Below are 11,852 nucleotides of genomic sequence, written 5' to 3'. Positions count from 1 at the left end.
AGTTCAAGTAGGACTGTCCTACTAGGTGTGATTATACAATCATCCTTTTTTAAAATCCAGCAGTTTCATCACTTAATTTTGAATTTTTATAGCAAAAAAGGAATGAAAACGTTTTTACTTTCGTAATTTAACACGTTAATGTAACTTGCATGTGACTTTCCTTGCCATATAAGTATCTTCTGTATCCCTTTTACTTCCTTGAATTCCAATTATCATTTGCACTATTTTAAGTCTTCTACAAAAAGAATGGTTCAAGTCATTATGACAGAAGACCTAGTTCATTTATGTAAACAAACCTAAATATGTCCATAAAAAAGCCGCCTATAACGGCGGCAACATATTATTAAATTATGCGTTCACTTTTTCTTTAGCTACAACAGCCAAAGAGTTGAATGCATTGATATCGTTCACTGCAAGATCAGCGAGCATTTTACGGTTCATGTCAACTCCAGCGAGTTTCAAACCGTGCATGAATTTGCTGTAAGACAATCCGTTCATGCGAGCTGCTGCATTGATACGAACGATCCACAATTTACGGAAGTTACGTTTTGTTGTACGACGGTCACGGTATGCATATACCATGGATTTCATTACTTGTTCATTAGCTGTTTTAAAGATACGGTGTTTAGAACCAAAATAACCTTTAGCAAGTTTCAATACTTTTTTATGACGACGACGAACAACGAATCCGCCCTTTACTCTTGCCATATTAGAAGACCTCCCAGAAAATATATATGTTTAGTAGTTGTACTGCTTAGATGCAGTTGTTGGCATTACGAGACTATTTAAGGTTAGACAAACCTTGTTTCAGACGCTTAACATCTCCAGGTGCCATAACCGGGCTACCAGCAAGAACGCGTTTTGCACGTTTGGATTTGTGGGAAAGCAAATGGTTTCTGTATGCTTTATAACGTTTCACTTTACCAGTACCTGTAATTTTGAAACGACCCTTCAGACTGCTGTGAGTTTTCATTTTAGGCATTTTGTATTTCCTCCTCCAAGTTTAACTGGCTCAAGCTTTTGGAGCCAAAATCATAATCATGCTACGACCTTCAAGTTTAGGTTGACGTTCGATGCTGCTAATTTCAGCAACTTCTACTTTAACGCGTTCCAAAATCTTTTGACCGATATCCGCATGGGCGATCTCACGTCCGCGGAAGCGGACGGAGCACTTCACTTTGTCGCCGTCCTTCAAGAACTTAACTACATTGCGAAGTTTTGTTTGGTAGTCGTGTTCCTCTATGTTAGAGCGGAACCAAACTTCCTTAATGTCCACAATCTTTTGATTCTTACGTGCTTCTTTTTCTTTCTTTTGTTGCTCATAGCGGAATTTACCGTAGTCCATAATGCGACATACTGGCGGTTTAGCCTGCGGCGCTACATTCACCAAGTCTAAGTTGAGATCTGCAGCCATCTGCAATGCTTCGCGAATTGGTGTAATCCCAATTTGCTCCCCTTCAGCTCCAACCAAACGAACTTCCTTCGACCGAATTTCATCATTAATCATGTGTTCTTTACTAATAACTGTCCACCTCCATGTCGTTATCGATACCCATTCGAAAAAAAATAGGGATGCCGGTAGGCTACCGACATCCCTGAACAATCGACAATTCTTCATGAAAAATCAAGTTTCACAAATCATTGGGATCGTACCCGTCAGCTTCAGCCGATCAGGTGAGAAGTCGTACCTTCTTCTTATGATTCCGTAAACAATCACTTGATTAATATAACATAGCTCATACAAACCGTCAAGCACAAAATATATTTTTTTATCCTTGTTTGCTCTGTACTTCTTCCAAGCGAACAACACGAGTATGCTTCGTGTGACTCCATTGTTTGTTATTCTGTGTAAAGAACGCATAAAGCGTAATTGGATACCAGGATAACAGATAGATCGGGAACAAGATAAGTGATGTATACACCTTCTTGATTTTAACCTTCTCTAGTGCAAGAGACGCTAGGAATGTAACGACGTTTGCCAAAATAGCAATAAATCCTACCCATAATGGCAGGTATCCGTAAATATTTGTGATATTCGGACCTTTAAACAACGTAATATCGATCAGGCTGACCGCCGTCATAAGAAACGTCAGTAATACTACATACACGTTCGCACTGTATACAGCGAGGTCAAATTTAACCAGACTGCCTTGCTTGATACTTTTCCATATCAGTGGAAAGAAATATCTTCTCGCTACTGTGAAGTGACCTTGCATCCAGCGTAGACGTTGTCTTGCAGAAGCTTTAAATGTAAGTGGCTTCTCGTCAAACACCTTAGCGTCATAGTTAAACACAGGATACACATCACGTTCTACAGCACGCATTGTGAACTCTAGATCTTCTACCAGGGATGTAGCTCCCCAGCCCATATCTTTAAGAAGTTTACTTTCAAAACACATTCCCGTACCACCTAAAAAGTTAGCCATATTCAGGTTATGACGGGACAACTGCCACAAACGGTTAATATACCAGTAAGAAATACCGTAAGCAGCTGTAATCCAGGAGTCTTCTGGATTCTTTGTATCGATATATCCTTGAATAACGCGAGCTCCGCGATTCAAATCATTATTCATTTCTTGAAGGAAATTCGTAGCTGCCAGATTATCTGCATCGAACATAACGATTGCATCATACTGTCTTGGCATGCTCCATAGTTCTTTGAGCATCCACTCAATCGCATAACCTTTACCGCGTTGTTCTGGATTTACTCTGACACAGGCGTTCATTCCATGTGCTCTAACAATTTCAGCTGTATTATCTGTACAGTTGTCACAGATCACAAACACATCATACAACTCTTTGGGATAATCCAACTTTTTCATATTCTCAAGCAAGGCTCCAATAACTTCTGCCTCATTGTGAGCAGCAACCAATACAGCAAATGACTTGTTCGGCGGAAACTGTTGTTTCTTCTTCTTTTTAATCAGACCGAACAGAGAAAAACTAAACTGATACACAGCAAGAAACGCCAAGATCACTTGGAACGTCACAAATATCGCATTAAACATTTGTTCTCTGCTACCCCCTCTTTAATATGAGCTTCTCTTTTTTTACGCACATCTTTTTTTGTAGTACATGACCCGTTCTTTGTTCAATTTCTATATCTTCACCACTATTCTTAACTGCCTACTCGATTTTGTATGCTTTCTGAAGTTTTGTCAAAATCCTCAAATGACAGCATCTCGGCAATAAAGCGTTCTTTTGGGCTGATTTCTCTATAAGAACTACTTCAAGCCTTCATTCATAGCAGTTAAGTCTTATTTTCATCCGATTACGCGTTTTTTATTTGATCTTTCTGTCCTCCATTTTTATTTATTTCTAAATGCAGGAATAAGATCTAAATATTAAACGCAAAAAGCAGGCAAAAGGTTTAAACATACCTCTAAATTTTTTAAACCAGATTTGGTGGCTTGAATCATTTTATATTTTTTTCTTGGGTAAAGTCAAAACCACTGTTTTTTTACAGGGTGTACATGGGTTATTATTGAAAGGGATATCATTTAAAAATATGATAAACTAGGATTAATACTCATTGTGGACGCAATTGATGCAGGGGGATGTTATATGAGCCGTTTTTTCGTAAGACTACAAGCATTCGAACAAAAAATTTTTATGTGGATTAACGGACGTCTTCATAACCGTTTTCTAAATTTCTGGCTTTACTACTTAACTCATTTGGGTGGGGCAACGTTTACGATCGCAGCTTCTCTTCTCATAGCTACATCGGCACCTGAGCCATGGAGACAAGCTGGTTATATGGCTTGTGTATCCTTAGCAATTAGTCATATTCCTGTTGCAGCAGCTAAGAAGCTGTATCCTAGGATCAGACCTTATTTGGCGCTGCCTGGTACAAATACTTTTCGTAATCCCTTATCTGATCATTCTTTTCCATCTGGTCATACTACCGCGATTTTTTCTGTCACGGTTCCTTTTATGATGATCGTACCCAGTGTAACAATCGTTCTGCTGCCTTTAGCAAGCATTGTCGGTTTTTCAAGAATCTATCTTGGATTACATTATCCTTCTGACGTACTTGCCGGTGCAGTAATTGGGACTTCAGTTGCACTCGGAACGGTTGCATTTTGGCCATAATGTTTAGTATCTTTGAATGATAGAAAACAAAGAGCAAGGAACAGGTGAGCTGAGAGTGACCAAAAAAAGAGTGTTGTTATTATCTGAAGGTTTCGGAGCCGGACATACTCAAGCAGCATACGCACTCTCGAGCAGTTTAAGGAGACTCTCATCTGATGTGCAGACGAAAGTGCTTGAATTAGGGAGTTTTCTCAATCCGCATGTTGCTCCCCTCATTATAAATGCTTACAAAAGAACGATTACAAAACAACCCAAGCTTGTTGCACTTATGTATCGAAAACAGTACAAAAAACCAATTAATCGTTTTGCAACGCTCGCCTTACACAGACTTTTTTATACCCACACCAGGAGCATTGTAAGACAGCTTAAACCCGACATTATTGTTTGCACTCATCCTATACCAAGTGCTGTCATCGCTCGTCTCAAGCGTCTAGGAGTTGAAGTTCCGTTATGCACTGTTATAACGGACTATGATGTTCATGGAACTTGGATCAGCCCAGAAGTCGATCGGTATCTGGTTTCAACCACTGAAGTTCAGATCAAGCTCATTGACCGTGGTGTTCCAAAAAATAAAATTCAGGTGACCGGTATTCCGGTTCATCCGAATTTTTGGGAACATCCAAGTCGTGAAGAGATCCGCCTCAGGTTCGAGCTGAAAGACATGCCTACGGTCCTTGTCATGGATGGCGGCTGGGGACTCATGACCGATGAAATTGTCAATGAGTACCTTGCTCAGTGGCAACAAAAGGTACAATTGATTTATGTACTGGGAAATAACGACAAAGCCAGGGCCCATATGGAACAGAACCCACTTTATCAAAAGCCCAACATTCATATCATGGGATTCACCAGAGAAATCGACAAGCTGATGGAAGTAGCTGATGTTCTTGTGACGAAACCTGGCGGAATGACTTGTTCAGAAGGACTCGCTAAAGGGATTCCAATGCTGTTTCATAACCCCTTACCTGGTCAGGAAGAAGAAAATTGTCTATATTTCACAGAACAAGGACTTGGAGAACCCATCACCTCTTTAGATGTGGTCGAAAAATGGATGAACCGTCTCCTTAGTGAGTATGAATCAATTGTCGAAACAAGAGAGCGTCATTTAAAAGAAATCGAGAAATTTCACCCGATGCAGAGTGCTAAAAGCATCATTGAAATGGTCGAAACAAGAAAGGTGCCTTTATAAGGGCACCTCAGATTGTAGACAAAAGGCATTCGGAATGTATACATTCGGAATGCCTTTTGTCATTTCTACTTCTTTTCAAGAATAAATCAGACGGGTTTCTACCTGATTTACGCCGGGATTGGTCTGTTCCACGACCATCTCGCGATCTTCTTCAGATTCATGGCAGCAAACGTAAGCATCGCCTGCATGGACAATTTTTTCAGCCCTCGTAGGGTTGTCCATCGCATGCCATGCTTTTCTTTTGCATCTGCAAATACCCGTTCCACCGTTTCTTTTCGTTTCGCATAGATTTGTTTTACATGCTGGTGCTGTCTTAGATGCTCTACTTCTTCTAAGTGGTTTTGCCATACATGTCGCGTCACTACTTTTTGGTGGTTTTTGCTCTCTGTACACATGGACAAATAACGACACGATTTACAAATTTCTTTTGGAGATTTGTATTCTCGGTACCCTTCTTTATTGGTAGTCGAGTAAGGTAATACCACGTTAGCAGGACATAAATAGACGTCAAAATATTCATCATACATGTAGTCATTTTTTTGAAAACCTTCTTTTTGAGAACGTGGACGCGTATAAGGCAGCGCAGGAGTAACCCCTTGCTCTAATAAATACTTGCTAATCCAAGGTGTTTTGTAGGCCGCATCGGCTGCCACTGCTACAGGTTTTCCAATCTTTTCTTTTACCAATTCTACGAGGGGCACAAGCAAGTGACTGTCATGTTCATTTCCGGGAGTGACGATGTTACCGAGTACAAATCCGTTTCGGTCTACTGCTGCGTGAAACGAATAAGCAAATTGTTTGGTCCGTTCATCTTTGACATAGTAGCCGCTGTCAGGGTCCGTTGTGCTTTGTTTGATTTCCTTTTCTTCTTCTTTTTTGAAAGAGTCCGGCGGAAATGGCTTTTTATCGTGGTCGTCCCGGTCTTGGTTAATTTCCTCTTCCAGTTTGCGTTGGTACGCTCTTGTTTCTTTGCGTACAACCTTCTTTTCGAATTTTCGTTTGTTCGCGCTCGCTTTTACGTGTGTAGAATCGATGAAAACATGCTCCGCACTGAGTAAATGTTTCTCTGCTGCAGTCCGCAAAATACGGTAGAAAATCTGTTCGAATAGATCTGTATCTTTAAAACGACGTTCGTAGTTCTTTCCGAAAGTAGAGAAATGCGGAACTTTATCATAAAATCCATAGCCCAAAAACCAACGATACGCCATATTGGTCTGTACTTCTTCGATCGTTTTTCGCATGGAACGAATACCAAAGGTATATTGAATAAGAGGTAGTTTAATTAAGATGACCGGATCGATGCTAGGTCGTCCAATTTCCGAATAATGATCCTGAACCAAATCGTAGATGAAAGAAAAGTCGATCGCTGATTCGATTTTGCGAACCAAATGATCTTCTGGCACGAGTTGATCCAGGGCAACCATTTCAAGTTGGTCACGCTGAGTGGATGATTGTTTCGTTAGCATGATTGTCACCTCAAATAAAGTAGTTACTACTATTGTAAAATAAAAAAGACTGCAGGCAAACTATTTTAAGCTAGTTTGTCTACAGTCTGAGGTGCCTTTATAAGGGCACCTTTTTTATTTTCCACTATTCAAATGTTATGAGGACAAGCACGTAAACATTCCCAATTTTTTTTAATTTTGTTCTTGTTCTTGTTTGCCTGTACTTTCTGTTAAACGATACTTTTTCAAACGCGTTGCATTATATTCAGCAAGGGCTTGTTCACCAATAATAACCTCTACACGGTGAATGTTCATTCCTTTGCCCATAAATTTTTGTTCATACTCTGTCATTACATGTTCTTCATTGATTCCATCGCGGTGCAAGTTAAGAGAAATATTAGTCATTTGGAGACCGTAATCAGCAAATGAGTTAAGTGAGAACTCAAATAGAGTTTCAGAGTCCGTCTTGAAGTGAATCTGCCCCAAGTTGTTCAGCACCTCTTTATACTTATCAAGAAAACGCGGATGAGTCAGTCTTCTTCTTGCATGTTTTGATTTAGGCCACGGATCACTGAAGTTCAAATATATTCGTTCCACTTCATTTTTCTCAAAAACATCGAGAATATCTTCAATGTTCGCCAGTGCCAATTTAAGGTTTGGTGGAGTTTCTACCCCTTCTGGCTCCCATGCCAATCTAGCCTTATCACTTGCACGGCGGACAAGCTCATCATACATATCAATTCCGATATAATTGACTTCCTTGTTTCGATAACTCATTTGACTGATAAACTGTCCTTTACCCATACCGAATTCAACGTGAATTGGTCTATCGTTTCCAAACAATTCCGACCATTTTCCTTTATAATCAGCAGGATTCAGAATAACAAGGTCCTTTTGCTCTTCTAAACTTTCACGAATCCCTTTTCTGCCCCTTAAACGCATAACTCTCCTCCGTTATATAAAAAATTCATCGGCATTAATTGTGCCTAAATATGAGTGAAAAGTAAAGATAAAAGAAAAAGGAATCACACACTGTACCCATAAGGCACGGCATATAATTCCTTTTTCATTTATTTGGAATTGGGGTCCAACTACTTTAACAGTTCATAGTCTACCTTATCTTGGGTAGAAAAATCAAATGTCTTTTCGAAGGCTCTTCGTATTTTTTTCTTCGCAATTGTTTCTACTTGTGGGTTGTTATTGAATCTTACTCCCGTAAGTGCTAGCGCTTCATCCGCTGTAAGCTCAACCGTGACTTTGTTCTGTCCTGCTTTTATTATCGAATTCATGTTATCACCTCATTATTAGTATGGCCGAGACGAGCAAAATGTATGAATTCTAGCGAAATTGTAAGCAATAATTTTAAGGTCTGACCTAGTTATAATATAACATTACTGTGTAAGGTTTACAATAGGAAAGCGCTTATTTTTTAAAATTTTGTCTGTGATCTTTTTCTCTATTTTATGGGAGAGAATTCCCTTTTTATAAAGCTTTTTGATACAATAGAAAAGGTTATCGTTAACTCAATTATGAACTTGTTTTTCATATATAGAACGAACTTAGTGAAAAGGAGTATTGAAATGAATTTACCAACTTCCTCCCCCTTATTGTGGGGAGACAAACGATTCCACACATGGAACTATGAAATGCGGGAGCAGTTTGACAATAAGGTATTTAAAGTCATGCTCGATGCTGGTTTTACTTGTCCCAACCGAGACGGTTCGATCGCAAAAGGCGGCTGCACTTTCTGCAGCGCGAGAGGCTCGGGCGATTTTGCAGGATCGAGAAGAAATGATCTGGTTACGCAGTTTAATACCATCCGTGACCGTCAGCATCAAAAGTGGCCTAATGCCAAATACATTGGATATTTCCAGGCCTACACCAACACTTATGCTCCAGTTGAAGAACTGCGAGATTACTTTGAAGTGATTTTGAAACAGCCTGGAGTAGTGGGTTTATCAATCGCGACACGCCCGGACTGTTTACCAGATGATGTGGTTGAATATCTTGCTGAACTCAATGAACGCACATATCTATGGATCGAAATGGGTCTGCAAACGATTCATGATTCAACTTCTCAGTTAATTAATCGGGCACATGATACAAAATGCTATATAGAAGCTGTTGAAAAGCTAAGAAAACACAATATCCGTGTATGTACACATATTATTCATGGACTTCCTCAAGAAACCCATGAAATGATGCTAGAGACAACAAGGGCAGTGGCAAACATGGGTGTACAAGGAATCAAGATCCATCTCCTTCACCTTATGCGCAAAACACCGATGGTAAAACAATACGAAGCAGGTCTTCTCCGTTTTCTGGAACAAGACGAATATATAAAACTTATTGTAGATTCACTTGAAATTTTGCCGCCGGACATGATTGTTCACCGCCTAACGGGAGATGCCCCAAGGGATCTTTTGATCGGCCCGATGTGGTCCCTTAAAAAGTGGGAAGTATTAAATGGTATTGACGCCGAGCTAAAAGCTCGTAATACTTGGCAAGGGAAATACTGGAGGGGATAATAATTTATGGGTTTTCGATCTATTCTTAGCTGTGCTCACCTTTGGACAGCGGACAGGCTGCGTCCTGGCGACACAGCCATTGATGCTACGGTAGGGACAGGAGCAGACACTTTATTTTTGGCACGGACTGTTGGATCGAAAGGGCAGGTCTTTGGCTTTGATATCCAAGAACAAGCAATTGACCTTGCAAAAAAAAGATTTGCGGATACCGCTGATCAAGATAAACTCGCTCCCGTCACCTTCTTTAGACAAAGTCATGGGGATATGAGCAATTATATCCCTTCCCATTTTCATGGTCATATCGGAGCCGTCATGTTCAATCTTGGATATCTGCCGGCGGATCAAGCTGATCCTTCTGTTATCACGCTTACTGCAACTACGATCTCTGCTTTGGAAGTATCGCTTGATTTACTTAGACCCAAAGGAATCCTGACTGTCGTATTATATCCCGGACACAAAGGAGGCGATGAAGAAGCACATGCAGTTACGGAGTGGGCTGGCAAACTTCCTATCGCTATTGGGCAAGCAGTTATATACAGACAGTTGCAAAGAGCCTCTTCCCCCTATCTCATCGCTATTGAGAAAAAATAACAGAATCTAATATGGGTAGAAGAAAGACTAAATTCATATCATAAGGAGAGAATAATCATGCATAAGCCTTATCCGTTGCAATTTCAGCCCGAGTTTAAGGAAAGAGTATGGGGCGGTCGCGCTTTAGAACAATTTGGTCTTACGATACCTGATGGACATATTGGGGAAGGTTGGATGATCGCTGATCACCCAAATGGAACAACAAAAGTGCTTAACGGGGAATTAGCAGGTCTTGGCCTTGACGAAATAAGAGAAACGTACGGACGGGATTGGCTTGGTAATAAGGGGGTTTCCGAACAAGGGGGGCGTTTCCCTCTGCTCATTAAATTGCTGGATTGTAATGATGATCTATCCATTCAAGTTCATCCTACCGATGATTATGCTGGACTTCCAAAAGGGGAACTCGGCAAAACAGAAATGTGGTATGTGCTTGATGCAAAACCGGACGCTAAAATTATATATGGATTAAAAGAAAATGTTACTCACGATCAGCTGCGTGACGTACTTGAAAACGGTACGGTAATGGATACACTACAGGAAGTATCTGTAGAAGCGGGAGATTCCTTCTTTATCCCAGCAGGTACTGTTCATGCCTTATGTGCCGGTGTGTTAGTTGCCGAAATTCAGCAAAACTCAGATACGACCTACCGAATTTTTGACTACAACCGCCCTGGTCTTGACGGTAAACCTCGCGAACTTCATATCGAAGATTCCTTAAACGTAACCGTGTTCAAAAATACAGGAGCTACTTCGATGAAAACAAATCAGTCTGTTCCTGGTAAGTGGCTTACACTTGCTTCTTGTCCTTATTTTGTCGTCGAAAAAGGAATTGTAGCAGATTCTTGGAACCTGTCCACGACGGAAGAGAGTTTTACTATTCTCGTTGTATGTGAAGGCAGCGGCCAATTAATTTGGAATGATACGGAAGAACTTGATCTAAAAGCGGGTCAATGTTATCTACTTCCTTCTACCCTTGGAAGTTACACGCTTAAAGGAAATACGACCGTTTTGCGTTCTTATCTTCCTTAATTATTAGTAACCGCCATTCATATTGGAAGGAGGATTTAGTCATGCAGGAATATACGTTTCAAATGCTGGATAGTGATGAGGTCAATGTCTTTGTGTATCGGTGGACTCCGGAAGATGAAGTACCTATTAAGGGGATTGTTCAAATCGCACACGGGATGTCCGAAACAGCGAAGCGCTATAAAGAGCTGGCTGAATGCTTGACTAAACACGGGTTCATCATATATGCCAATGATCATCGTGGTCATGGTAAAACCGCTGTTGATCAGGGGATGCTGGGAGATGGCGGACCCGACGCCTTTAAGTGGATGGCAAAAGATATGGGCGAACTAGGAAAGTTTATACGCCAAGAACATCCTGACTTACCTATTTTTTTACTTGGACACAGTATGGGTTCCTTCCTTACTCAAAAGGTAATGTGTGCAGGTCCTCATTTGTATGAAGGCTATATTCTATCCGGTTCTAATGGGAAAAGAAATTTACTGAAGCTGGGTCAAACTCTCGCTCACCTGCAAAGCTTTATTCAAGGCAAGCAGCATCGTAGTTTTATTCTCAATGCCATTGTATTTGGTGGATTTAACCGCTCCTTTCGTCCTGCTGCTACTCCTTTTGACTGGTTATCAAGGGATGAACAAGAAGTGCGGAAGTTTATAGATGACCCTTTATGCGGCTCTTTATGCACGGCTCGTTTCTACCAAAGCTTTTTCGAACTGCTTATGGAAATACATCTTCCTCATCATCTTGCTGATATTCCTAAAGATAAGCCAGTCTATATCTTTTCTGGTGAGAATGACCCTGTAGGTATGCATGGCAAAGGAGTCCGTAATCTAATAGAAATGTATAAAGAACTTCAAATAAGAGATTTGGAATATCGGATCTACCCGGAAGGCAGACATGAAATGCTTCATGAAATTAACCGTAAAGAAGTAGAAGAACATGTCGCCGATTGGCTCCTTCGTCATGTACCTTCTTCCGTATAAT

At 40.6% G+C, this 11,852-nt stretch carries 13 protein-coding genes; 6 read left to right on the top strand and 7 right to left on the bottom strand.

Annotated features, from left to right (window positions below):
* Positions 1-348: 348 nt before the first annotated feature.
* The 4 genes from rplT to ACWPWY_RS02425 all read right to left on the bottom strand — a co-directional run bounded on the left by rplT (position 349) and on the right by ACWPWY_RS02425 (position 3,008).
* Positions 349-708, bottom strand: a complete 360-nt coding sequence (gene rplT / locus ACWPWY_RS02440) for a 50S ribosomal protein L20 (RefSeq protein WP_160032823.1) — start codon at positions 706-708, stop codon at positions 349-351.
* Between the two features lie 73 nt (positions 709-781).
* Positions 782-982 (bottom strand): 50S ribosomal protein L35, encoded by a 201-nt coding sequence (gene rpmI, locus ACWPWY_RS02435; protein ID WP_191797736.1) that lies wholly within the window; start codon positions 980-982, stop codon positions 782-784.
* Positions 983-1,012: 30 nt separating this feature from the next.
* On the bottom strand, positions 1,013-1,507 hold the full coding sequence (infC, locus tag ACWPWY_RS02430) for a translation initiation factor IF-3 (RefSeq protein WP_191798616.1): 495 nt from the start codon (positions 1,505-1,507) through the stop codon (positions 1,013-1,015).
* A 262-nt stretch (positions 1,508-1,769) separates the two neighbouring features.
* Positions 1,770-3,008, bottom strand: a complete 1,239-nt coding sequence (locus tag ACWPWY_RS02425; RefSeq protein ID WP_454190229.1) for a glycosyltransferase family 2 protein — start codon at positions 3,006-3,008, stop codon at positions 1,770-1,772.
* A 556-nt stretch (positions 3,009-3,564) separates the two neighbouring features.
* Between ACWPWY_RS02425 and ACWPWY_RS02420 the strand changes: the two genes are divergently transcribed.
* Positions 3,565-4,092 (top strand): phosphatase PAP2 family protein, encoded by a 528-nt coding sequence (locus ACWPWY_RS02420; RefSeq protein WP_454190228.1) that lies wholly within the window; start codon positions 3,565-3,567, stop codon positions 4,090-4,092.
* A gap of 55 nt (positions 4,093-4,147) precedes the next feature.
* Positions 4,148-5,281, top strand: coding sequence for an MGDG synthase family glycosyltransferase (locus tag ACWPWY_RS02415; RefSeq protein WP_454190227.1), 1,134 nt, complete (start codon positions 4,148-4,150; stop codon positions 5,279-5,281).
* A gap of 107 nt (positions 5,282-5,388) precedes the next feature.
* Here the strand turns inward: ACWPWY_RS02415 and ACWPWY_RS02410 are convergent, their stop codons facing one another.
* From ACWPWY_RS02410 to ACWPWY_RS02400, 3 genes are all read right to left on the bottom strand, one after another.
* On the bottom strand, positions 5,389-6,747 hold the full coding sequence (locus tag ACWPWY_RS02410; RefSeq protein WP_454190226.1) for an IS1182 family transposase: 1,359 nt from the start codon (positions 6,745-6,747) through the stop codon (positions 5,389-5,391).
* Positions 6,748-6,918: 171 nt separating this feature from the next.
* Entirely contained in the window at positions 6,919-7,668 is a 750-nt protein-coding gene (gene trmB / locus ACWPWY_RS02405) for a tRNA (guanosine(46)-N7)-methyltransferase TrmB (protein ID WP_454190225.1), read from the bottom strand.
* 149 nt (positions 7,669-7,817) lie between these two features.
* The gene (locus tag ACWPWY_RS02400; RefSeq protein ID WP_191797726.1) at positions 7,818-8,015 is read right to left on the bottom strand and encodes a hypothetical protein; all 198 of its coding nucleotides are present in this window, start codon (positions 8,013-8,015) and stop codon (positions 7,818-7,820) included.
* Positions 8,016-8,306: 291 nt separating this feature from the next.
* On the opposite strand from ACWPWY_RS02400, the gene ACWPWY_RS02395 reads away from it, so the two are divergent.
* The 4 genes from ACWPWY_RS02395 to ACWPWY_RS02380 are packed head-to-tail and all read left to right on the top strand — an operon-like array spanning position 8,307 to position 11,851.
* Entirely contained in the window at positions 8,307-9,254 is a 948-nt protein-coding gene (locus tag ACWPWY_RS02395; protein ID WP_454190224.1) for a TIGR01212 family radical SAM protein, read from the top strand.
* Between the two features lie 6 nt (positions 9,255-9,260).
* A complete protein-coding gene (locus ACWPWY_RS02390) occupies positions 9,261-9,845 on the top strand; it encodes a class I SAM-dependent methyltransferase (protein WP_454190223.1) in 585 nt (194 codons plus the stop codon).
* Positions 9,846-9,902: 57 nt separating this feature from the next.
* Positions 9,903-10,874 (top strand): type I phosphomannose isomerase catalytic subunit, encoded by a 972-nt coding sequence (locus ACWPWY_RS02385; protein ID WP_454190222.1) that lies wholly within the window; start codon positions 9,903-9,905, stop codon positions 10,872-10,874.
* A gap of 41 nt (positions 10,875-10,915) precedes the next feature.
* Positions 10,916-11,851: an alpha/beta fold hydrolase gene (locus tag ACWPWY_RS02380; RefSeq protein ID WP_454190221.1), complete on the top strand. Its 936-nt coding sequence runs from the start codon at positions 10,916-10,918 to the stop codon at positions 11,849-11,851.
* The last annotated feature ends 1 nt before the right edge of the window (position 11,852 follow it).

The sequence above is a fragment of the Paenibacillus sp. Marseille-Q7038 genome, from assembly GCF_965111595.1.
This window is presented reverse-complemented; position numbering and strand designations above follow the sequence as displayed.